Origin of the sequence: Pseudomonas sp. S07E 245, assembly GCF_019599025.1 — a bacterium.
GTDB lineage: Bacteria > Pseudomonadota > Gammaproteobacteria > Pseudomonadales > Pseudomonadaceae > Aquipseudomonas > Aquipseudomonas shirazensis.
Window position 1 is genome coordinate 3,531,387 of record NZ_CP080625.1, and the last position, 22,721, is coordinate 3,554,107.

General features: G+C 64.3%; 14 protein-coding genes and 2 pseudogenes. 8 read left to right on the forward strand and 8 right to left on the reverse strand.

Features of this window, described 5'->3' with window-relative positions; translation table 11 throughout:
* The first annotated feature begins 67 nt into the window (after positions 1–67).
* From nthA to K3F44_RS16225, 6 genes and pseudogenes are all read left to right on the forward strand, one after another.
* A complete protein-coding gene (gene nthA, locus K3F44_RS16205) occupies positions 68–649 on the forward strand; it encodes a nitrile hydratase subunit alpha (protein WP_181088917.1) in 582 nt (193 codons plus the stop codon).
* A 39-nt stretch (positions 650–688) separates the two neighbouring features.
* Positions 689–1,351, forward strand: coding sequence for a nitrile hydratase subunit beta (gene nthB, locus K3F44_RS16210; protein ID WP_101322202.1), 663 nt, complete (start codon positions 689–691; stop codon positions 1,349–1,351).
* Positions 1,348–2,604 (forward strand): GTP-binding protein, encoded by a 1,257-nt coding sequence (locus K3F44_RS16215; RefSeq protein ID WP_220632592.1) that lies wholly within the window; start codon positions 1,348–1,350, stop codon positions 2,602–2,604. Before nthB ends, K3F44_RS16215 begins: the two co-directional genes overlap by 4 nt.
* 349 nt (positions 2,605–2,953) lie before the next feature.
* Positions 2,954–3,616: pseudogene (locus tag K3F44_RS25140) on the forward strand (PAS domain-containing protein); the annotation flags it as partial.
* A gap of 30 nt (positions 3,617–3,646) precedes the next feature.
* Positions 3,647–3,901, forward strand: a pseudogene (locus K3F44_RS25145) (methyl-accepting chemotaxis protein); the annotation flags it as partial.
* Between the two features lie 61 nt (positions 3,902–3,962).
* Positions 3,963–5,603: an AMP-binding protein gene (locus tag K3F44_RS16225; protein ID WP_220632594.1), complete on the forward strand. Its 1,641-nt coding sequence runs from the start codon at positions 3,963–3,965 to the stop codon at positions 5,601–5,603.
* Positions 5,604–5,746: 143 nt separating this feature from the next.
* On the opposite strand, the gene dctA is transcribed toward K3F44_RS16225, so the two are convergent.
* Together dctA and K3F44_RS16235 are read right to left on the reverse strand one after the other, a co-directional pair.
* Positions 5,747–7,054, reverse strand: coding sequence for a C4-dicarboxylate transporter DctA (gene dctA, locus K3F44_RS16230; protein ID WP_220632595.1), 1,308 nt, complete (start codon positions 7,052–7,054; stop codon positions 5,747–5,749).
* A 103-nt stretch (positions 7,055–7,157) separates the two neighbouring features.
* Complete coding sequence (locus tag K3F44_RS16235) at positions 7,158–8,327, reverse strand: mandelate racemase/muconate lactonizing enzyme family protein (RefSeq protein ID WP_181107836.1); 1,170 nt, start codon at positions 8,325–8,327, stop codon at positions 7,158–7,160.
* A 100-nt stretch (positions 8,328–8,427) separates the two neighbouring features.
* Here K3F44_RS16235 and K3F44_RS16240 point away from each other — a divergent pair, with 100 nt between their 5' ends.
* A complete protein-coding gene (locus tag K3F44_RS16240) occupies positions 8,428–9,315 on the forward strand; it encodes a LysR family transcriptional regulator (protein ID WP_220632596.1) in 888 nt (295 codons plus the stop codon).
* 120 nt (positions 9,316–9,435) lie between these two features.
* The gene (gene cysC / locus K3F44_RS16245; protein ID WP_256585601.1) at positions 9,436–9,999 is read left to right on the forward strand and encodes an adenylyl-sulfate kinase; all 564 of its coding nucleotides are present in this window, start codon (positions 9,436–9,438) and stop codon (positions 9,997–9,999) included.
* Between the two features lie 42 nt (positions 10,000–10,041).
* On the opposite strand, the gene K3F44_RS16250 is transcribed toward cysC, so the two are convergent.
* The 6 genes from K3F44_RS16250 to K3F44_RS16275 all read right to left on the reverse strand — a co-directional run bounded on the left by K3F44_RS16250 (position 10,042) and on the right by K3F44_RS16275 (position 22,704).
* Positions 10,042–11,538 carry a TolC family protein gene (locus K3F44_RS16250; protein ID WP_220632597.1) on the reverse strand — a complete coding sequence of 499 codons (1,497 nt, stop codon included), beginning with the start codon at positions 11,536–11,538 and terminating at the stop codon, positions 10,042–10,044.
* Between the two features lie 52 nt (positions 11,539–11,590).
* A complete protein-coding gene (locus K3F44_RS16255; RefSeq protein WP_220632598.1) occupies positions 11,591–19,495 on the reverse strand; it encodes an Ig-like domain-containing protein in 7,905 nt (2,634 codons plus the stop codon).
* A gap of 126 nt (positions 19,496–19,621) precedes the next feature.
* Positions 19,622–20,209, reverse strand: coding sequence for a phage tail protein (locus K3F44_RS16260; RefSeq protein WP_220632599.1), 588 nt, complete (start codon positions 20,207–20,209; stop codon positions 19,622–19,624).
* A 61-nt stretch (positions 20,210–20,270) separates the two neighbouring features.
* Positions 20,271–20,759: a GNAT family N-acetyltransferase gene (locus K3F44_RS16265; RefSeq protein ID WP_101322213.1), complete on the reverse strand. Its 489-nt coding sequence runs from the start codon at positions 20,757–20,759 to the stop codon at positions 20,271–20,273.
* 173 nt (positions 20,760–20,932) lie between these two features.
* Complete coding sequence (locus K3F44_RS16270) at positions 20,933–21,916, reverse strand: sulfotransferase family protein (RefSeq protein WP_220632600.1); 984 nt, start codon at positions 21,914–21,916, stop codon at positions 20,933–20,935.
* Positions 21,904–22,704 (reverse strand): aspartyl/asparaginyl beta-hydroxylase domain-containing protein, encoded by an 801-nt coding sequence (locus K3F44_RS16275; RefSeq protein ID WP_220632601.1) that lies wholly within the window; start codon positions 22,702–22,704, stop codon positions 21,904–21,906. The genes K3F44_RS16270 and K3F44_RS16275 overlap by 13 nt, the downstream gene beginning before the upstream one ends.
* Positions 22,705–22,721 lie beyond the last annotated feature (17 nt).

A 22,721-nucleotide genomic window follows, 5' to 3' on the forward strand; every position in this document is an offset into this window, starting at 1 on the left:
GCGACCAGCGCCACAGCCCCGAACAACAATTAGATCAACAACCGTGTTGAACGAGAGGAGTAATCCCATGACGGCAACCTCAACCCCGGGTGAGCGGGCACGGGCACTGTACGCAGTGCTGAAGAACAAAGACCTGATCCCCGAAGGCTACATCGAGCAGCTCACCCAGCTGATGGAACACGGCTGGAGCCCGGACAACGGCGCGCGCATCGTAGCCAAGGCCTGGGTCGATCCGGCCTTCCGCGAGCTGCTGCTCAAGGACGGCACTGCCGCCTGCGCGCAGTTCGGTTTCACCGGGCCGCAGGGCGAATACATCGTTGCCCTGGAAGACACCCCGCAGCTTAAAAACGTGATCGTCTGCAGCCTGTGCTCCTGCACCAACTGGCCGGTGCTGGGCCTGCCGCCCGAGTGGTACAAGGGCTTCGAGTTCCGTGCGCGGCTGGTACGCGAGGGGCGCACGGTATTGCGCGAGCTGGGCACCGAGTTGCCGGAAGACGTGGTGATCAAGGTCTGGGACACCAGCGCCGAAAGCCGTTACCTGGTGCTGCCACAGCGGCCAGCGGGCTCCGAGCACATGAGCGAAGAGCAGCTGCGCCAACTGGTGACCAAGGACGTGCTGATTGGCGTCGCCCTGCCGCGTGTCGGCTGAGCAACGCGCCCAACCCCCTACCCTTGCGGAGTGTTCAAAATGGATGGCTTTCACGATCTCGGCGGTTTCCAGGGCTTTGGCAAAGTGCCCCACCGCATCAACAGTCTCAGCTACAAGCAGGTGTTCAAGCAGGACTGGGAGCACCTGGCCTACAGCCTGATGTTCATTGGCGCCGACCACATGGGCAAGTTCAGCGTCGACGAAATCCGTCATGCCGTGGAGCGCATCGATGTGCGCCAGCATGTCGGCACCGAGTACTACGAGCGCTATGTCATCGCCACCGCCACCCTGCTGGTCGAGACCGGCGTCATCACTCAGGCCGAACTGGATGAGGCCCTCGGCTCGCACTTCAAGCTGGCCAACCCGGCCCATGCCCAAGGCCGCGAAGCGATCACCGGGCGCCCGCCGTTCGAAGTCGGCGACCGAGTCATCGTGCGTGATGAATACGTCGCCGGGCATGTGCGCATGCCGGCCTATGTACGTGGCAAGCAAGGCGTGGTGCTGCACCGCACCACTGCGCAGTGGCCGTTCCCGGATGCGATTGGCCACGGCGACCGCAGCGCGGCGCATCAACCGACCTACCATGTCGAGTTCCGGGTAAAGGACCTGTGGGGCGACGCCGCCGACGATGGCCTGGTGGTGGTCGACCTGTTCGAAAGCTACCTGGACAAAGTCGACAGCCCGCGAGCGGTGCACGCATGACTGCCGGCGCCCAGGCAGGCCGACTGCCGGTGACGGTCCTTTCCGGCTTCCTCGGCGCAGGCAAGACCACCCTGCTCAACCATATCCTGCGCAATCGCCAGGGTTTGAAAGTGGCGGTGATCGTCAACGACATGAGCGAGGTCAACATCGACGCCGCCGAGGTGCAGCGTGATGTAACGCTGCACCGTGGCCAGGACGAGTTGATCGAGATGAGCAACGGCTGCATCTGCTGCACCCTGCGCGCCGACCTGCTCGAGCAGATCAGCGCGCTGGCGCGCCAGCAGCGGTTTGATTATCTGCTGATCGAGTCGACCGGCATTTCCGAGCCGATGCCGGTGGCCGAGACCTTTGCCTTTCTCGACACCGAGGGTTTCAGCCTCAGTGAACTGGCGCGGCTGGATACCTTGGTAACCGTGGTCGATGCCAGCCAGTTTCAGGCCCTGCTCGACTCACCGGCAACCGTCGAGCGGGCCGACGCCACTGCGCCGCGGCGCCCGCTGGCTGACCTGCTGATCGAGCAGGTCGAGTACGCCAACGTGATTCTGGTGAACAAGTGCGACCTGATCGACGACACGCAATACCAGACGCTGCGGGCGGTGCTGGCCGGGCTCAATCCCGGCGCGCAGATCCTGCCGATGGTCGCTGGCAATGTTGAACTGTCCACCATCCTCGGCACCCAGCTGTTCGACCTGCCCAGCCTGGCCGCCGCGCCCGGCTGGATGAAGCAGATGGACGCCGACGACACCCCGGCCGCCGAGTCGGACACCTACGGCGTGACCTCGTGGGTCTATCGCGAGCGTGCCCCGTTTCACCCGCAACGCTTGCTCGAATTTCTCTCCCGCCCGTGGGGCAATGGTCGCCTGCTGCGCAGCAAAGGCTATTTCTGGCTGGCCAGCCGCCACCGCGAAATCGGCCTGCTGGTGCACAGCGGCAAGCAGTTCCAGTGGGACTACGTCGGCCACTGGTGGAACTTCATCGACCCCTCGCAGTGGCCGCAGGACAAGTACCGCCTGCAAGGGATCATGGCCAAGTGGGACAGCATCGTCGGCGATTGCCGGCAGGAGCTGGTGTTCATTGGCCAGGACCTGGACACCGCAACGTTGCAACGCGAGCTCGACCACTGCCTGTTGAGCGCAGACGAAATCGCTACCGGCCCGTCGGCCTGGCCAGCACTGCCCTGGGCGAACGCCTTCGACAGCCTCGCCTTGTCGACCAGCCAGACGCCGCCATTACCGGCTGCTGCCGCTATCTAGTTGGAGATGTAGCATGCTGTTTTTCAATCGCACCAGCCGCTGGGTACTGGCCCCACTCGCCGACCGCCTCGACCAGCCCGATCAGCCGAGTATGCCGCTGTCGTCGCGCAACCCGCTGCTGCGGCGCATCCTTACCGGCGTCGAGCAGTTGCTGCAGGAGCGGCGCACGCTCAAGGAGCAGGCGCGCGAACTTGCCGCGCAGGTGAGCCAACTGCAACAGCGCCTGGCTGAGCGCGACGAACAGGCGCAGCAGTTGCAAGCGCGCTGGACGCTGGTCACCGAAGGCGCCGATGAGTTGTTCTGGCAACTGCATATGCCTGCCTCAGGCACGCCTGCGCCAGACTGCGCGATGGAGTGGACGGGCTCGGCCGCGATCCATGCACCGCATCTGCCTGAGCTGGGCCAGTGGCACGAACAGCTGCATCCGGCTGATCGCCACGCCCATCAGCAAGCCCTCGCCCGGCACCTCGCCGACCGCAGCGGGCGCACACCGTTTGCGCTGGACCTGCGCATGAAATTCACCGCCGGTGGCGACTATCGTTGGTGCCGGCTCAGCGGCAGTTCGCTGCGTGACGCCAACGGCGTTGCCACCGCCACGGCGGGCACCCTGCGGGATATCCACGAGCAACAGTTGCACATCCAAGAGCTTGAGCTGGCCGCCGAGCGTTTCGACATTTCCCGCGAAATGCTCCACGACGGCCTGTGGGATATCGAAGTGGTCGCCGGCGACCCGGCCAACCCGAGCAACACCATCTGGTGGTCGTCGCAGATGCGCAGGCTGCTTGGCTGCAGCACCGTCGAAGAATTCCCCAACACCCTGGAAAGCTGGACCTCCCGCCTGCACCCCGACGACAGCGCCCGCGCCATCGCGGCGTTTGTCGCCCATGTCGACGATCGCAGCGGCAACACCCCGTTCGATGTCGAGTATCGCCTGCGCCACCAAAGCGGCGCCTACCGCTGGTTCCGCGGCCGCGGGCAAACCCGGCGTGCTGCGGATGGCGCGCCGTTGCGGGTAGTTGGGGCTATAACTGATATCCATGCCCGCCATGAAGAAAGCACCATCCGCGAGGCGCAGGCGCAACAACACCAGGTGATGCAGGAGACCCTCGGCAAACTGACCCACATCGTCGCCACCATCCAGGGCATCGCCAGCCAGACCAACCTGCTGGCCTTGAACGCCGCCATCGAAGCGGCCCGCGCAGGCGAAGCCGGGCGTGGTTTTGCGGTGGTGGCCGACGAGGTGCGCAAGCTGGCCACGCGCACCAGTCAGGCAACGCAACAAGCAGCGCAGATGATCGACAGCTAACCCAGCGCCAGCGCGGCGTTAAAGATTCCAAACAATAACAATCAGGTACTTTATGCGCGATTACGACTCAGCAGTGACCTCCTTCAATTACCATCAGCTGGCCGCGCAAGACCTGCACGGCGAGCTGGCCGCGATGAACGCCTGCATCGAATGCTGCGACCGCCACGCCTCAAGTGACGCCGTGGCGTTGTACTGCGAAACCCGCGAAGGCCGTGCGACCCAGCACACCTTCAGCGAGCTGCAGATTCAGGCCTCGCAATTCGGTAACTTCCTGCGCAGCCAGGGCGTCAAGCCGGGCGACCGCGTCGCCGGGCTGATGCCGCGCACCGCTGAGCTGTTGATTGCCATCCTCGGCACCTGGCGCATCGGCGCGGTCTATCAGCCGTTGTTCACCGCGTTCGGCCCCAAGGCGATCGAACAACGCCTGAGCTGCTCGAAGGCGCGCTGGCTGCTCACCGACCCGCACAACCGCGCCAAGCTCGACGAGATCGCCGACTGCCCGAACATCATCGTCGTTGGCGCCGACCGGCTGGACCTCGACGACTTCGATTTCTGGGACGTGCTGTCCCAGCATTCGGCTGACTGCCCGCCGGCGCTGCTCGACGGCAATGCACCGTTTCTGCTGATGTGCACCTCCGGCACCACCGGCCCGGCCAAACCGCTGGAAGTGCCCCTGCGCGCCATCCTCGCGTTCAAGAGCTATATGCGCGACGCGATCGAGCTGCGCGACGACGACCGCTTCTGGAACCTCGCCGACCCCGGCTGGGCCTATGGCCTGTACTACGCCGTCACCGGCCCGCTCGCCTGCGGCCAGGCCACGCTGTTCTACGACGGCCCGTTCTCGGTCGAAAGCACCAGCCGCCTGATCAACAAATACGCGATCAGCAACCTCGCCGGCTCACCCACCGCGTACCGCTTGCTGATCGCCGCGGGTGCTGAATTCTCCGATGCCATACGCGGCAAACTGCGCGCCGTCAGCAGTGCCGGCGAGCCGCTCAATCCGCAGGTGATCCGCTGGTTTGCCGAAGAGCTTGGCGTGGTGATTCACGACCACTACGGCCAAACCGAAGTCGGCATGGTGCTGTGCAACCACCACGGCCTCAGCCACCCGATCCGCGAGGGCTCAGCGGGTTACGCCGTGCCGGGTTGTCGCATCGTGGTGCTGGATGAACAGCGCCGCGAGCTGCCACCCGGTCAGCCGGGCGTGCTCGCAGTCGACCGCAAGCGCTCGCCGCTGTGCTGGTTCGACGGCTATTACGGCATGCCGACCAAGGCCTTTGTCGACCACTATTACCTGAGCGGCGATATCGTCGAGTTGAATGACGACGGCAGCATCAGCTTTGTCGGCCGCAACGACGACGTGATCACCACCTCCGGTTATCGCGTCGGCCCGTTCGATGTCGAGAGCGCGCTGATCGAGCATCCAGCCGTGGTCGAAGCCGCCGTGATCGGCAAACCCGACCCGCAGCGCACCGAGTTGATCAAGGCGTTTGTGGTGTTGCACAGCGGCCATGCTCCTAGCCCTGAGCTTGCCGAAGTGCTGCGCCTGCACGTACGCAACCGCCTGGCCGCACATGCCTACCCGCGTGAGATCGACTTTGTCGAGCAACTGCCGAAGACCCCGAGCGGCAAGTTGCAGCGGTTCATTCTGCGTAATCAGGAGATTGCCAAGCAGCAGACAGTCGAGAGCTGAACGCCAGGTATAAAGCGGTCGGCGTAGGAGCGGCCTTGTGTCGCGAAAGGCCAGCGCAGCTGGCCCGGCGATGTTAGGTTTGGGGCCGCTACGCGCCCCTTTCGCGACACAAGGCCGCTCCTACACACACACACGCGTGCGGCTTACTTCTGCGCCAGCAGGGCTTTCCTCGCCGCCTTCTCTTCCTTCATCGCAGCAATCTCGCGCTCACACGCTGCCACATCAAACGAGTTGTCCCACTTGGCAATCGCAATCGTACCAATCCCATTACCAATCAAGTTGGTCACCGCCCGCGCCTCGTTCAGGAAGCGGTCAATCCCAAGCAGCAACACCAGCCCCACCAACGGTATCGAATGAATCGTGGTCAACGTCGCCGCCAGCGTCACAAAGCCTGCCCCCGCCACCCCGGCCGAGCCTTTCGAGGTCAGCAGAAACACCCCAAGCAAGATCATCTGATCCATGAACGTCAGCGGCGTATTGGTCGCCTGGGCGATGAAGATCGCCGCCATGGTCAGATAGATGCAAGTGCCGTCAGCATTGAAGGTATACCCGGTCGGCAACACCATCCCCACCACCGACTTCTTGCAGCCAAGCTTCTCCAGCTTGACCATCATCCGCGGCAGCACGGCTTCGGTTGAGCAGGTGCCGAGGGTGATCAGGATCTCATCCTTGAAGTAACGCAAGAACATCATCAGCGGCATGCCCGACCACCGGGCCACAGCGCCGAGCACCACCACGATGAAGATCAGCGTGGTGATGTACAGCGCGACCAGCAACTGCCCAAGCGAGAGCAAGGTGCCAATGCCGTACTTGCCGATGGTGAACGCCATGCCGGCACCGGCGCCGAGCGGGGCCAGGCGCATGACCATGGCGACGATCTTGAACAGGCCCTGCAGGAACAGGTCGATGGTGTTGATCAGCGGCTTGCTGGTTTCGCCCATCTGCACCAGCGCCACACCCATCAATACCGAGAGCAGAATGACCTGCAGCATCACCCCATTGGAGAACGCGCCAACAAAAGTACCGGGGATGATATTGAGGAAGAAATCAACGGTACCACCCTGTTCGCTGGCAGCCTGGCTGTACTTACTGATGGCACTGCCATCGAGGCCGGCGGCATTGATGTTCATGCCTTCGCCGGGCTTGACCAGGTTGACCACGATCAGGCCAACGACCAGGGCGATGGTCGAGAGGATCTCAAAGTAGATCAGCGCCTTGACGCCGATGCGGCCGACTTCCTTGATGCTGCCCATCTTGGCGATGCCGACTACCACCGTGCCGAAGATGATCGGCGCCAGCAGCATCTTGATCAGTTTGATGAAGCCGTCGGCAAACGGCTGCAGCTTGGCGCCGATGTCGGGCACGAAGTAACCGATGGCGGCGCCGATGACGATGCCGATCAGCACTTGCACGTAGAGCTGGCTGTACCAGCGGGACTTGGACGTTTCCACGAATGCACCTCATTTTATTGTTGTGATGGGCGTGTGGCGTGGCGTCGGCGGGCGACGCCGGCGGCTGCGGTCTCTGTCGCGAGACCGCAGCGCGGGGGGTGGCTCAGCCCTCGCCCAGTTCGCGCATGACGGCGTACAGCGCGGACTTGGCTTCAAAGCCAACGCCGGGGATGTCCGGCAGGCCGACGTAGCCGTTTTCAACCTGGATGCCATCGGCAAAGCCGCCGAATGGCTGGAACACGTCGGGGTAGGATTCGTTGCCGCCCAGGTGCAGGCCGGCGGCGATGTTCAGCGACATCTGGTGGCCGCCGTGGGGGACCACGCGGCGCGATGACCAGCCCAGGTCTTCCATCACTTTGAGGGTGCGCATGTACTCGACCAGGCCATACGACAGCGCACAGTCGAACTGCAGGTAGTCGCGGTCGGGGCGCATGCCGCCGTGGCGCAGCAGGTTGCGTGCGTCCTGGTGCGAGAACAGGTTTTCGCCAGTGGCCATCGGCAGTTCGTAGTGGTTGGCGAGTTCGGCTTGCAGGGCGTAGTCGAGCGGGTCACCGACTTCCTCGTACCAGAACAGGTTGTACTTCTTGATCGCCTCGGCATAGGCGATACCGGTCTGCAGGTCGAAGCGGCCGTTGGCGTCGACCGCCAGGCGCTGGCCATCGCCGACCACTTCGAGCACGGCTTCGATACGGCGGATGTCTTCGTCCAGCGGCACGGCGCCGATCTTCATCTTGACCACGTCGTAGCCGCGGTCGAGGTAGCTCTGCATTTCGGCTTTGAGCTTGGTCTGGTCTTTACCGGGGTAGTAGTAGCCGCCGGCGGCGTAGACCCACACCTTGTCGTCGGCGACGCCGTTGCGGTAGCGGTCAGCCAGCAGGCGGTACAGCGGTTTGCCTTCGATCTTGGCGACGGCATCCCACACGGCCATGTCGATGGTGCCTACAGCCACCGAGCGCTCGCCGTGGCCGCCGGGCTTCTCGTTGGTCATCAGGGTTTTCCAGATGGCGAACGGGTCGAGGTTGTTGTTCTCGTGGTCGATCAAGGTCTCCGGGTCGGCTTCGCTGATGCGCGCGAGGAAGCGATCGCGCATCAGCGCGCCCTGGCCGTAGCGGCCGTTGGAGTTGAAGCCGTAGCCGATCACTGGTTTGCCATCGCGAATCACATCGGTGACCACGGCGACCACCGAGCAGGTCATTTTCGAGAAGTCGATGTAGGCGTTGGCGATGGGCGAGGCAATCGAAACGGTTTTTTCACGAATGTCGACGATGCGCATGGCGGGGTTCCTGTTGTTGTTTGTGGCCCCACGTTAGGCGTTGCGAGGGTACCCGCCCAATGCTATTAATGCCGGACCCTATGCACAGGAGGCATGGCCCTTGGAACTGGTTTGGCTGGAGGATCTTTCCGCGTTGGCGGAGTACGGCAGCTTCGTCCGCGCCGCCGAAGCACGCCACGTTACCCAGCCGGCGTTCAGCCGTCGGGTGCGGGCGCTGGAGAACTGGATGGGCGTGCAACTGTTCATCCGCACCCCTCAGGGCGCGACCCTGACCGACGCCGGCCGGCAGATCCTGCCCAGCGCCCAGGACGCCGCCCGGCGCCTGTACCGCATGCGCACCGAGGCCCAGGAAGTGGCCGGCATGGCCGCCAAGTCGCTGCACTTTGCCGCCACCCATTCGCTGTCGTTCACGTTCTTTCCGAGGTGGCTGCGCAGTGCTGAAAACGGCGCGCCGATCGAAGCGGTGCAGCTGCATTCTGACAGCATGGCGGTGTGCGAGCAGATGCTGATCCATGGCCAGGTGCAGTTCATGCTCTGCCACCGCCATCCCGATGTACCGCCGCTGCTGGCACCGGACCAGTTCGTCAGCAAGAAGGTCGGCGAGGATGTGCTGGTGCCGCTGGCGAGTGCCTCGGCCAACTTTGGCACCTCACCTGAGGCGCTGCCTTATCTGGCTTACACCCATGAGTCGGGCCTGGGGCGTATCGTTGCCCATCGCTTGCGCGGCAAGGAGGAATACCTGCACCTGAAGCCGCTGTTCAGCAGCCACCTGGCGGCGGTGCTGATGTCGATGGCGCTGGAGAGCAAAGGCGTGGCCTGGCTGCCGCGCAGTTTGACCGAACAGGAAGTGACCGATGGCCGCCTGGTGCGGGCGCTGGATGAGAGCTGGGATATTCCGCTGGAGATTCACCTGACCCGGCCAACCGGGCCGATCAGTCAGTCGGCGCAGGAGTTCTGGGGGAAGCTGGCAGATCAGGCTAGGGCTTGAATGGCCTGCAGATCCCGCAGTGCATGCGGGTGCTGCCTCAGCCAGCAATTGCTCTGCCACCGCCAACTGAGCAATAGTTCAGTAAACTCAGCATGCTCACCGGGAATGGAATCCAGCCAAGTGCAAACTGTCGCCACCCCCCCTGCTGCTACCCCCCGCCGCCACCCCGGCGCGGTGATCTGGCTAACCGGCCTCTCCGGCGCCGGCAAGTCATCCCTGGCCACCGCCCTCGCCGAACAACTGACCGCTCGCGGCTACGGTTGTTACGTTCTCGACGGCGACGCCCTGCGCACTGGCCTTAATGCCGACCTGGGCTTCTCCCCCGCCGATCGCAGCGAAAACGTGCGCCGTGCCGGTGAGGTGGCGGCGTTGTTCGCGGATGCGGGGCTGATCTGCATCGCAGCGTTCATCTCACCCTACCGAGCAGATCGGGCGGCGGCGCGGCGGGCGTGCAAGGCGGGCTTTCATGAGGTGTATCTGAGCGCGGATCTGCAAGCGTGCGAGGGGCGTGACCCGAAGGGTTTGTATCGGCGGGCGCGGGCGGGCGAGCTGCCGGCGTTTACCGGGATCGATGCGCCGTATGAAGCGCCCGAGCAGCCGCAGTTGCAGTTGCAGACGGGCGCACAAACGCTTGGCCATTCGGCCGACCGCTTGCTGGCTTACGTGCTTGAAGCTTTGGTTTGAGGCTGGCTGCAACCCTGCGCGGGCAGGGTTGCAGGCCGGGCCTTACAGGCCGGGGGTGATGTCGCCTTGCTGCCAGCGGCTTTCATTGCTGCTGAGGGCCTGGGCGATGTCGGTCAGCGAGTCCGAGCGCAGTTTGGTTGGCAATGGGTCGAGGCCGGCGCTGGCGAAGACCTGGCCGTAGCTGTTGCGCAGCTCGGCGTAGGCGAGGTCGCGGCGCAGGTCGGCTTGCAGGGCATTCAGCTCGCCCTGGATCAGCTCCAGTTCACCGATGCCTTGGGCCTGATGGCGGTTGCGCAGTTGCTCGACGATCTGCCCATCCAGCGAGACCAGTTGTTGGCTGGTGGCGAACTGGCGGCGAGCTTCGTTGTAGTTGGCGTTGGCCACGTACAGCTGTGCGAGCACGGCCATCGACATGGCCTGACGGCGGGCTTCGACCACTTGTTCGCCGGCCTTGGCGACGTTGATCGCGGCGGGCGCGGAGATCACGTTGAACAGGTTCCAGGTGATCTTGACGCCGTAGTCGGCCCAGCTCTGATTGCTCAGGAAGCTGTTGCTGTCGTAGTGGCCGCCGGCCGAGAACTCGAGGCCGGGGAGCATGCGCAGCATCGACTTGCGCACTTCGGCGGCGCTGATGCGCGCCTGGTAGTCCTGCTCGCGCAATTCAGGGCGCGAGGCCAGGGCTTGCTGTTCGAGGGTGGCGAGGTCGACCTTGAGCTCGGGCACGCTGTAGTCGTTGCTGGCGGCCAGGGTCAGTTTGCTGCCGGGCGCCAGGTTGATCAGAGCACCGAGCTCGGTCTTGGCCAGCGACAGCGCGCGGCGCTGTTCTTCGAGCTGGCGGGTGGCTTCGATCAAGGCGCGCTGATAGTTGAGCGTGGCGATCTGATCGCCCAGCCGCTGTTCGCCCAATTGCTGGCTGTTAGCCTTGGCCTGGTCGACGCGCGCCATCAGCGCGTCGATCTGGGCCAGCAGGCGTTCGGCGGCAACGGCACGCCAGTACGCCGAGCGCACATCCTGAATGATGGTCTGGACCACCTTGCGCCGGCGCTCCTGCACGATCAGACGCTGGTCGCCCTGCTGCTTGGCGTTGAAGTAGCTGACGCCAAAGTCGAGCACGTTCCAGACCATGGTCAGGTCCGCCACATCGCGGTCGCGGTCCTGTGAGGTGGACGGTTCCAGAGACTGGGTATTGGTGAGAATACTCTGGCTGCTGGAGGCGCTGACATTGCTGCGCCCGGCGTAGCCTGCCGACATGGCCATGCGTGGCAGCATGTCGAAGGTGGCGAGGTCGACCTGGCGCTGGGCCAGGGCTTCTTCCATGATTTTCAACCGTGCTTCAAGGTTGTACTTGACCGCGCGCGCCATGGCTTCGTGCAAGGTCAGTGGGCCTTGCAGGGCCTCCTGATTCTTGAACATGCTGGCCAGGTCGGACTTGGCCCGCTGCTCGCTGACGCCCGGCTCGATCGGCTGGGTCTTGACTGCGCAGCCGGTCACCGCCAACGCTAGAACACTTACCGCAAAAAACCTCGATGCTTTGCTCATCCCTGTCCGCCCCCTGGTACGGCACATATGAATCCTATGACTGCTTGCCCGCTCACACCTGAGGTACGCGTGCGTTGATCTGCCCCAGCGCCTGCGCCAGTTCCCTGGTCGGGCGTTGTTGATTGTCGGTGATGCCTTGTAACTGTTGGCCCAGGCTTGGCGCCGAGGTCATGCCCCTGCCCGCCCCGCCTTCGCCGCCCTGGCGCCACGGCTTGCCGCCGCTGAGTTCGTACTGGCCGCCGTCGTCGGGCATGGTCTTGCTGAAGATGCTGGCCAGGCTGCTGCTGCCGAACGCGTTGCCGTCGCTGCCGGCCAGGCCGAATACACCGCCAGTGGCCGGCGTGCCGCTGCTGCTGCTGGCGAATACCTGCGCCAGGTAGCTGGGCGCCAGTCCGCCATTGTGGATAAAGATACTGCCCAGCGTGGCTACGCCGTTGCCCAGGGTCGGCACCTCGAACAGCGGTGCTGGCAGCAGCGGCGAGCGTGCGTCCATCGACGTCGCCAGCGGCACCTGCGGCACCTGCAATGGCTGCGCAGGTGCCAGCGGGCTGACCCCGGCGTTGGCGCGGAACTCGGGGTCGCCGTCGTTGGCGACCATGCTCTGGCCCTGGCTGCTGAAGCCGCCGCTGATCGGGTTGCCGGCGTTATCGGTAATCGTGCCGGCCGTGCCGTTGAGCGCCAGCGCCAGGCTGCCGGAGCCGCCCGTGCCGATAACAGTGACCTGCCAGGTACGCGCATCGATCTGCACCAGCGACTGCAGGCTGCCGCTGGCGTTGCCGGTGGTGAGCAGGCTGAAGTCGGACAGTTGCACGCCGTTGACGGCTTCGCTGAAGGTCACGGTAAAGCTCATGCTGCCCGGCGCCGAAGGCGCGGCGACGATCGACTCGACCTGCGGCGCATCGGTATCGACGGTCACGCCGCTGCTGTCGGCGACATTGTTCAGGGCCAGTTGCATGGCGTTGCCGGCGGCATCGCGCAGGCTGCCGCCGTTGCTCGACAAGCCGACCACCTGAATGCCGTTGGCGTCGTTGTCGCCGGCTTGCACGGTGTACTGGAACACCAGCGTCGAGCTACCCGAGCCGGCGACATAGTTGGCGAATACGGTGCGCCCGCCGATATCCAGCGCCAGCTGCGGCGTGCCGTTGACCAGCACGGTTTCGCTGGTGTTGACCACGAACGACAGGTTGTCGCCGGCGCTGTAGGTAACCCCGACCGGGACCGTCACGCCAGTGGTGACTGGCGCCACACGGTCGACGTTGTAACCCCCGCCGGTGATGCCGCCGCTGAGGGCGTTGCCGGCCTGATCGGCAATGCCGCTGGCAGCGCCGTTGAGGTTCAAGCTCAGGTTGCCGCTGCCGCTGATGCCACTGACGGTGACCACATAGGTGTTCGCATCCAGGCGTTGCAGACTGCTCAACGTGCCGCTGGCGTTGCCGGTCGCGAGCAGGGCGAAGTCGGCCAGGTCGACGCCGTTGACCGCCTCGCTGAAGGTCACGGTGAAGCGCACGCTGTCGGGGGTGTTCGGTGAACTGTCGACGCTGCTGACGGCTACGGTCGGCGCGCGACTGTCGACCGCAAAGGCATTCGAGACGCTGCTGCCAACGCCGCTGTTGCCAGCCTGATCGGTCACGCCGGCGTTGTTCAGGCTGACCAGGTTGCTGGCGGCCTCGACGCCTGCGGTGGGGGTCAAGGTTGCGGTCCAGGTAATCCCGCCGTCGCTGCTGGACAAGTTGGTAAGTGCGCCATTGGTGACGCTGAAGTCAGCCAGCGTCAACCCGGTTACGGGCTCGTTGAAGGTGATCGTGACCAGGCTGCTCTCACCACCGGTCAGCGTGCTGTCGGCGACCACGATGGTTGCGTTGGGGCGCACGGTGTCGATGCTGAACGGCGCCGAAGCGCTGCTGCCGGTCCCGCTGTTGCCTGCCAGGTCGGTGTAGCGGCTGTTGTCCAGGCTGATCAGGTTGCCGGCTTGCTCGACATTGCTGGCGGGAGTGAACGTCGCCGTCCAGGTCACGCCGCCATCGCTGCTGGAAAGGTTGCTCAACAGGCCATTGCTAACGCTGAAGTCATCCAGCGCCAAACCGGTCACCGCTTCGCTGAAGGTGATGGTCACCTGCGAGGTCTGCCCCGCCGCCAGTGCCGAGTCGCTGACGACGATGATCGAGGTCGGGCGCTGGGTGTCGACGGCAAAGGTGTTCGAGAAGGTAATGCCACTGCCGCTGTTACCGGCCTGGTCGGTGACCCCAGCGTTGTTCAGAACAACGACGTTGCTGGTGTTGGCGATGTTGCTGGTCGGGGTCAGGGTGGCAGTCCAGGTAACCCCGCCATCGCTGCTGCTCAAATTGCTCAGCAGGCCAACGGTGACGTTGAGGTCGGCGGTGGTAAAGCCGCTCACCGCTTCGCTGAAGGTGATGGTGACTGTCGACGTTTCGCCGATGCTCAAGGCGTTGTCCGCGACTACGATAGTGGCGGTCGGGCGCTGGGTGTCGATGGCGAAATTGTTCGAGTCGGTGCTGCCGATGCCGGTATTACCGGACGCCCCCATCACACCGGTGTTGTCGAGGGTAATCAGGTTGGTACTGTCATCGACGTTGCTCGATGGCGTGAACGTGGCTGTCCAGGTAATACCTCCATCACTGCTGCTGACAGTGCTGAGCGTACCGTTGGCAATGCTCAAGTCGGCATTGGTGAAGCCGCTCACCGCCTCGCTGAAGGTGATTGTGACCAGGCTGGTTTCGCCGACTGCCAAGGCCGTGTCGGCAACCACGATGGTGGCCGTCGGCAGCACGGTGTTGACGGTGTAGTTAGGCGAATTGGTCGTGCCAGTACCGCTGTTGCCGGCCAGATCGGTGATGCCGCTGTTGTTCAGGGTGATCAGGTTGGTGCCGTCCTGCACCTGCAGAGTCGGCGTGAACAACGCCGTCCAGGTGATGCCGCCGTCGATGCTGGTTACATCGCTGAGGGTGCCGTTGGCCACGCTCAGGTCATCGTTGCTGAAGCCGTTCACCGCTTCGCTGAAGGTGAAGGTCACCAACGTGCTTTCGCCAGCGCTCAGCGCCGTGTCGGCCATGCTGATCACCGCAGTCGGGCGCTGGGTATCGACGGCGAAGGCGTTCGAGTCGGTCGTGCCGCTGCCGTTGTTGCCGGCCAGGTCGGCGACGCCAGTGTTGTCCAGAACAATCACATTGCTGGTGTTGGATATGTTGCTGTCGGGGGTCAGGGTGCCAGTCCAGGTCACCCCGCCATCGCTGCTGATGAAATTGCTCAGCTGGCCAACGCTGACACTCAGATCGGCCCGGGTAAAGCCGGTCACCGCCTCGCTGAAGCTGACGGTGACGGTCGACGTTTCGCCGACGCTCAGGGCGCTGTCAGCGACCACGATAGTCGCAGTCGGGCGCTGGGTGTCGATGACGAAATTGTTCGAGTCGGTACTGCCAATGCCGGTGTTACCGGACGCCCCCGTCACACCGCTGTTGTCCAGCGTGATCAGGTTGCTGCTGTCCTCGACATTGCTTGTCGGGGTCAGTATCGCGGTCCAGGTGATGCCGCCATCACTGCTGCCGAGCCCGCTCAGGCTGCCGTTGGCAACGCTCAGGTCGGTGAGGGTAAAACCCGCCACCGCCTCGCTGAAGGTGATTGTGACCAGGCTGGTTTCGCCGACTGCCAAGGCCGTGTCGGCAACCACGATGGTTGCGGTCGGCAGCACGGTGTTGACGGTGTAGTTAGGCGAATTGGTCGTGCCAGTACCGCTGTTGCCGGCCAGATCGGTGATGCCGCTGTTGTTCAGGGTGATCAGGTTGGTGCCGTCCTGTACCTGCAGCGTCGGCGTGAACAACGCCGTCCAGGTGATGCCGCCGTCGCTGCTGACTACATTGCCGAGGGTGCCGTTGGCCACGCTCACGTCAAAGTTGTCGAAGCCGTTCACAGCCTCGCTGAAGGTGAAGGTCACCAGCGTGCTTTCGCCAGCGCTGAGCGCGGTGTCGGCCATGCTGATCACGGCAGTCGGGCGCTGGGTGTCGACGGCGAAGGCGTTCGACTCGGTAGTGCCGCTGCCGCTGTTGCCGGCCAGGTCGGCGACGCCAGTGTTGTCCAGAACAATCACATTGCTGGTGTTGGAGATGTTGCTGTCGGGGGTCAGGGTGCCAGTCCAGGTCACCCCGCCATCGCTGCTGATGAAATTGCTCAGCTGGCCAACGCTGACACTCAGATCGGCTCGGGTAAAGCCGGTCACCGCCTCGCTGAAGGTGACGGTGACGGTCGACGTTTCGCCGACGCTCAGGGCGCTGTCAGCGACCACGACAGTCGCGGTCGGGCGTTGGGTATCGATGGCGAAGCTGTTCGAGTCGGTGATGCCGATACCGGTGTTGCCCGCCTGGTCGCTGACTCCGCTGTTGTCCAGGCTGATCAGGTTACCGGTGCTGGTGATATCTGCGTCGGGGGTGAAGGTCGCCGTCCAGGTAACGCCGCCGTCGCTGCTGCTGACGCTGCTGAGCGAACCGTTGGCGACGCTCAGGTCAACGTTGCTGAAACCAGTGACGGCTTCGCTGAAGGTAATGGTGACCAAGCTGGTTTCACCGGCCCGCAGCGCTGTATCGGCAACCACAATGGTCGCGGTGGGGCGTGAGGTGTCGACGCTGTAGGTCGGCGACGGTGCCGAGCCGGTGCCGGCGTTGCCGCTCAGATCAGCAACCCCCGCCAAGTTGACGCTGACCACATTGGCGACGCTGGTCGAGGCTGCGGTCGGGGTCAACAGCGCGGTCCAGGTGATGCCGCCGTCGCTGCTGCTCAGACCACTCAAGTCGCCGTTGGTGGCGCTCAGGTCGGCCAGGTTGAAGCCGCTCACGGCCTCGCTGAAGGTGATGGTCACCACGGCGGTCTGGCCCGCGAGCAAGCTGCTGCTGGAGAGGCTCACCACTGCCGTCGGACGCTCGGTATCGATGGCGTAATTATTCGACTCGGTAGTACCGACGCCGGCATTGCCGGCGGCGTCGGTGACCCCTGCGTTATTCAGGGAAATCAGGTTGCTGCTGTCGGTGGTGGCGCTGCTGGGCGTGAGCGTGGCGGTCCAGGTGATGCCACCGTCGCCGCTGCTGAGGTTGCTCAATACGCCGTTGGCCACCGTGAAGTCGCCAACGGTCAGGCCGCTGACCGCCTCACTGAAGGTGATGCTGACCAGGGTGGTTTCACCGGCCAGCAAGGTGCTGTCGCTGACAACGATGGTTGCGGTTGGCGGCACGGTCTCGCGCACGGCAACCACGACGTTGGCGACGCTTGAGGTCGCGCCGTCACCATCGCTGACGGTCACGCTGAGCGTGCGGCTCGCCTGGCCAATCGCGTTGCTGGCATTGCTGTTGTCGTAGGTCAGGTTGCGCACCAGCGCTTCGACCGCAGCGGCGTTGGCATTGGCGTTGAGGCTGACGACCAGGTTGGCGCCATTGGCGCCGCCGCTGAGCGTGCCGATCACGGTGCCGCCGTAGCTGACGTTGGTGCCGCTGACGCCGATTTGCCCGACGCCGTTGCCTTGGTTGCGAATCGCCAGGCGATCTTCGCCCGGCGCGGCATTGCCCGAGACCGACACGGTCAACGCGCCACCTGCAAAATCAGTCGAGTCGCTGTCGCTCACCGTAGCGTTACCGCCGGCGTCAATCAGCACCGCGCCGCCACCTTGAGTGAAGGCGGCACTGTCGCCGTTGAGGTTGCCGATCACCGGCGCCGCATTCAGCGGCTGCACCACCACCAGCGCGGTGCGCGCGGTGCTGCCCATGTCATCGTTGACCCGCACTGTCACGCTGCGAGTGCCTGCGGTATAGGCCGGCGTGCTGTTGCTGTACTGCACTGCGGCCAGCACGGCGCGGTACTGGGCCAGCGTGGCGACACCGCTGAGGGCCAGTGTCGAGGTGCCCGAGCCGGTCACGCTGATGCCGTAGCTGGCAGCGGTAGCGAGCTGGCCGGCGCTGAGCAGCAACACTTCGTTGTTGCCATCGAGGCTGCCGCTCAAGCTAAGGCTGGCCCCGCTGACCTGGGTGTCGCCGTCGCTCTGGGTGATGACGATGTTCGGCAGCAGCGTCACCGCGCTGCCGTTGAAATCGACGCTGCTGTCGTTACCGCCTGTAGTGCTGTCGAGGTCGACCAGCGGTGCGCTGTCGTACAGCACCTCGTAGGCACCGATATCCACCGCGCCGCCGCGCGGGCGCTCGAAGCCACGCAGGTCGGTGGTGGGGGCGCCCGTACTGGTGCCCTGGTTGATCGCATTGCTGGCGCTGGCCGCCAGACGCAGGTCGCCATTAGCGGCGTCGACAAAGTTGACGGTGGTGCCAATCAGGTTGGTGGTGTTGGTGTAGGCGGTGCCAGCTTGCAGATTGGCATCGACGCTGTTGACCGTATTGCCGCTGATGATGGTGTTCTGCACGGCGATCAGGCCCGTCGCAGTTCCCGTCCAGCCGAGGCCGGCGCTGCTGATGCCGCCCGCGCCGGTATAGGTAAAGACGTTGTTGGCAATGGTGCTGTTGACGATCTGCACCGTGGCCGAGTTCAGGATCAGGATCCCCCCTGAAGCTACTGTGCCGCCGCCGGCATGGGTACCACTGTTGTTGTAGATCGCAACGTTCTCGAGCACATAACTACCGGTGCCGGCCAGCCGCACCAACGAGCTCATGGCGGTTGCCCCAACGATCGTGCTGCTGTTGTCGTGCAAGGTGCTGTTGCGCAGCGTGATGGCGGTGCCCACCGCCGTGGTGGAGTTGATCACGGTGCCCGAATTGTTCTGGAAGTTCGAGTCTTCAACCGTCAGCGCGCCGCCGTTGGCACGCAGGACGCCGCCGTTGATGTTTCCGGAAAACCCGCGAAAATCCAGATTGCGCACCGTCAGTGCGCCGGAATTAATGGCGAGGCCGGAGGACTCCAACGCGTCACGCGAGCCATTGTTGTTGACGTCACCACTGAGGATGATGTCGCCGACGCCGTCGCCGTCGACATCACCGTTGATGGTGATCGTGCTGGTCACGGCCAAGGCGGTCGCAGATGACCAGCGAATGGTCTGGCCCTTGAGGTCCTGGTGGAAGACGATGATGTCACTGCCGCTGCCGGCCGCTGAGCCATCCACCGAGACATCGCCGTTGGCGGCCTGGATGGCCTCGGCGAGCGAGACCTTGCCGTTGACCACGGTCGACGAAGCATCGGTGTCGGTGACGGTGATGGTTGCCAGCGAGGTGGTGAACGCCGACATGTCGCCGCGCTGCACACCGACTCCGCTGGCGACTGCGCCAGCGACGGTTTCCAGCTGCCAATCCTCACCGGCACGGTTGCCGGTGGCGTCATTCGAGGCGCCGACATCGGCGCCGGTCAGGCGCGACACTTCGTTGACGAACTGCTGGCCCTCGGCGCCTGCGCCGGTATTGCAGGCGAAGAAGCGCACATCACCGCCTTCGGCCAGGCTGGCACCGATGCGCGCCAGGTCGGCCGCATGGGCGTCTAGCTGATTGGTCCATATCGCATCGCCGGCTAGGTAGATATAGCCCGCGTCGCCATGGCTGATGATATCGATCGAGGCAATGTCCTTGCGCCCGTCGAGGTAGTCGGCGATCTGCTTGAGGCCGTCCTTGCTGTTGTCCAGCACCACCACTTCGACGCCTTCGGGCAGGCCGGCGATCAGCTTCTGGTAATCGCTGACCGCCGAGTCGATGAACACCACTTCATGGCCGCCGGCGACATCCGCCGATGCGGTGGCCGGCGCTGCTGTGGCAGGTGCGGGGTCATGCTCGCTGGCGGCATCCTGGCTGCTGGCCGGGTCGTGCCCGGCGGCAGCGGCTGCGGCTTCGACGGCCAGCGCCGCTTGGTCGGCAACCACCGGCACCGAGGCGTCGAACATCATGCGCGGTTCGAGGGCCTGAATCAGGCTCGGCGAACTCACGGAAACGGTAGGTGGGGTGGTGCGCGTGCCGCGTTTCCAGAATGCCATGATGTCCTCGCTCAGCCTTGTGCTGGTGTTTCCAGCCGGCCTCCTGACGAAAACCGGCAATGTCCTTGGGAATTGCCGGCGCCTGCCGCAGCGCGGTAGCTGCGGCAGGCGCCGTACCTGTCAGGCTTAGTTGCGCGACGGGTAAATACCTTCAACCGCAATGATCATGTTCACGCCCAGAGAGGGATTGCGCACGCTGACCGGTAGCGAACTGCCGCCAGCCGTGGCCGATCCGGTCAATGGCGCCTGGAACGCTGTGAGCGCGGTATCGGCGGCGCTTTCGCTGTAGATACTCACATTCACACCACTACCGTCGGCATCCACCGACTTCGCCAGCACACGGTTGCTCGCAGGCAAGTTGCTGTCGGCGTCACCGCTGAATGCCGGCACAGCAACTGTGGCTTTCACCGCAGCCAGGTTGACCGGCACCTGCGGGAGATTGTTCGCGGTCAGAGTGACCGCTTCGCTGCCCGATGATTCGCCCAGATCGATTTGAGACAAGGCGGGGCCTTGGCCGGTGCCGATCGCCGCGCGACCGCGCAAGTCAGGCAGGGCAAAGTTTGTCGTGCCGTTGCCACCGTAATAGGTGCCTAACAATGAGAACAGCGCCTGATTCTGCACGATGGGCAGCAACTGCCCCTGGCAGAGTGCCCAGCCGCGCGGCGCGTACGTGCCGGCGAACATTCTGATTTCACCAAGAAACGGATCACTCATCTACTGCGCTCCTTTGACTGCACTGAAAACCCGAGCCAGATGGCCCGCAAACAATGATTACTTACGCTGCGCTGAGCAAAGGTTGGCGCTGCATGTGCAGATACAAGCCGTCATCCGCGCTCGCTTGAAAACCGTGACGCAGGTACAGCCGCTGTGCCGGATTGCCGGCCAGCACTTGCAGGCTGACGAGCAAGCCGCTGGCATCGGCGCGGGCCAGCCATTGGCCGAGCAGCCGGGTACCGATGCCCTGCCCTTGCCAGGCCGGCAGCAAACTGATGTCGATGATGTGCAGCTGGGCTGCGCTCCAGTGCAGATAAGCGCGGCCGACAGGTTCACCAGCCGCCTCGATGATCATCTGCTGGGCGTCGCCATAGTGGCTTTGGTAGTGCTGCTGCTGAGCCGCGAATTGCTGGGCAACAAAAGCCTCGACCGCAGCCGCTGGCCAGCCCAGCTGGGCCATTTCAGCCGAGCGGGTGTGCGCGTACAGAGCACTCAGGAACGCCAGGTCGGCGTCCACACGCGGACGAAGAGAAACCTCGGGCGATGACATGGCGGGATTGCTTCCGTGCAATGTTTCCCCAAGCCGGGGCGCGCTTCCATGATGGACTGTCAGACAATATGGGCGGCAGCGTAGCCGAACTGCCAGCCCGCCTGCTAGCGCAGAAGAAGCCAAATGCCACTATTTTATCAAACGCCTGTATGAGGCCTTTTTGACACCTTGTTTCAGCTGCGCTGCAAGCGAATGGATTCCAAGGAAATATACGCATCAGCCGCCCAGCGAGTGACCGCCTGACGTACCTCGGGGCTGGCGTCATCCCGCTTGCGCTGGCTGTCCGCCACGAAGGCCATGTACGGCTGCTTGGCATCGAATGCGGCAGTCTGCTGCAACTGCGCGTGGTCCTCGGCAGTGACCGCGAACAGCGGCGCGAGTCGCCCCCAACAGGCGTGCGGCAGCTCGTTGTAGTTGACCGCGACCGCACCGTGGCGCTGGCACAGCTCAAGGCCCGCGCGCAGCACTGCGGCGATCATCCGGCAGGTGTACTGCAGCGGGTCCATGCCTGCTGCGTCCGGCAGCAGTTGATCCAGCGCGGTCACGCCAAGCAGGCCTGGCACCCGCTGCATGCCGGCCTGACGCATCTGCGAAACGACGATTTCCAAGGGGTCGCGGTAGAGAAAAATCCGTGGTGTGTCTGGGTACAACGTGCACAGTTGCGCGCCCTCGAACACGTTCCAGGCATCCAGCTTGATCAGCAACTGCTGCTCGTCACCGCGGCGGCGCTGGCCATAGGCAGACAACAACGCCGACAGCGCGCGCGGCTGCCAGGCGCTGGCGTCGGCATCCACAAGATGCGCGCGCAGCAGGTTGTCCAGCGGTGGCGGCTCTGACAGCACGATGTTGCGCTCAAGCCCCGCCAGCAGTTGTGCGATCAGCGTCGAGCCACACCGCGAGGCATGAAACACCAGCGCGCTGGGACTGATGCCCGGGCTGCGCTGCTGCCAGTCGAGCAACGCCTGGAGGCCGGTTTCGCGGCGAAACGCCTGGTTGAACGGCAGGCGCAGCGCGGCATCGACGTCGTCACGCAAAAACGGTCTGGTCAGGCGCTGCTGGCCAAACCAGCACCAGTCAACCCGCCACTCGCCGGCGCGCTGCCAACTGCGGATCGGCAGCCAGCCGGTAAAATCCAGTTCGGGGTTCACACTCGCCATTGGTCGTTCCATGCTTGTTTGCCTTGGCGCATCGCGCTGCGCACGTCTGCCTCGGCGAAATACAGGCCCGCTGCGGCGCCCAGCTGCCGGGTGTGCTCGATGAATGCCTGCGGCTCGGTCAGCGCCTGCAGGCTCGCGGCCAGCTCAGGCCGCGCCGTCAGCAGCAGCCTGAACTGGGCAAAGGCTTGCCCGGCGCGACTCGCCTGCAACTGCGGAGTTTGCTCAAGGCCTTGCTCGATCAGGCTGAGCAAGGCTGGCGTTGGCTCGCAGTCGAGGACCAGATTGATCCGCTCGGCCTCGCTGCAGTTGTCGACCCGATGCGGCCGCGACAGGTCAAGGAACCAGCATTCACCGGGCTGCATCGGCACCTGCTGGTCATCGAGCAAAAACTCCACCCCGGCCGGGCTGAGTAACGGTACATGCAGGCGCAGGCAGCCGTCGGGGCGGCCAAGGTCAGGGTCGCGGTGCTCATGGATCCGCGCGCCCGGCCCCAGGCGCAGCAACCGCGCCGCGCGCAAATCACTGCCCAGGCTTTCGCGCAGGCTATGCCAGGCGGGCTCGTGCTGCCAGGTCTGCTGCTGCACCGGCGCACCGGCACCGGGCGCCAGCGGCAGGTGCGCATCGGCGGCGGCGATCAGGTCGATGCCACTCCAGTCACCCTGGTGATAAGCGCTGTTGAAGTGGCCTCGCCAGAGGCCACTGTCGACTTGCGCCAGGGCCTGCAACAGCGCCGCCAGATCTACCGCCAGCGGCAACCGCGAACACAGGGGCAGCGGGACTTCAGGCATGGTCACTCCTTACCGTT

Excerpts from the sequence above, each read along its gene's own strand:
- K3F44_RS16250 (WP_220632597.1), bottom strand. The coding sequence starts at position 11,538 with ATGAGCAAAGCATCGAGGTTTTTTGCGGTAAGTGTTCTAGCGTTGGCG.
- K3F44_RS16270 (WP_220632600.1), bottom strand. The coding sequence starts at position 21,916 with ATGGCGAGTGTGAACCCCGAACTGGATTTTACCGGCTGGCTGCCGATC.
- nthB (WP_101322202.1), top strand. The coding sequence starts at position 689 with ATGGATGGCTTTCACGATCTCGGCGGTTTCCAGGGCTTTGGCAAAGTG.
- K3F44_RS16215 (WP_220632592.1), top strand. The coding sequence starts at position 1,348 with ATGACTGCCGGCGCCCAGGCAGGCCGACTGCCGGTGACGGTCCTTTCC.
- K3F44_RS16275 (WP_220632601.1), bottom strand. The coding sequence starts at position 22,704 with ATGCCTGAAGTCCCGCTGCCCCTGTGTTCGCGGTTGCCGCTGGCGGTA.
- K3F44_RS16260 (WP_220632599.1), bottom strand. The coding sequence starts at position 20,209 with ATGAGTGATCCGTTTCTTGGTGAAATCAGAATGTTCGCCGGCACGTAC.
- K3F44_RS16255 (WP_220632598.1), bottom strand. The coding sequence starts at position 19,495 with ATGGCATTCTGGAAACGCGGCACGCGCACCACCCCACCTACCGTTTCC.
- K3F44_RS16265 (WP_101322213.1), bottom strand. The coding sequence starts at position 20,759 with ATGTCATCGCCCGAGGTTTCTCTTCGTCCGCGTGTGGACGCCGACCTG.
- K3F44_RS16225 (WP_220632594.1), top strand. The coding sequence starts at position 3,963 with ATGCGCGATTACGACTCAGCAGTGACCTCCTTCAATTACCATCAGCTG.
- K3F44_RS16235 (WP_181107836.1), bottom strand. The coding sequence starts at position 8,327 with ATGCGCATCGTCGACATTCGTGAAAAAACCGTTTCGATTGCCTCGCCC.
- nthA (WP_181088917.1), top strand. The coding sequence starts at position 68 with ATGACGGCAACCTCAACCCCGGGTGAGCGGGCACGGGCACTGTACGCA.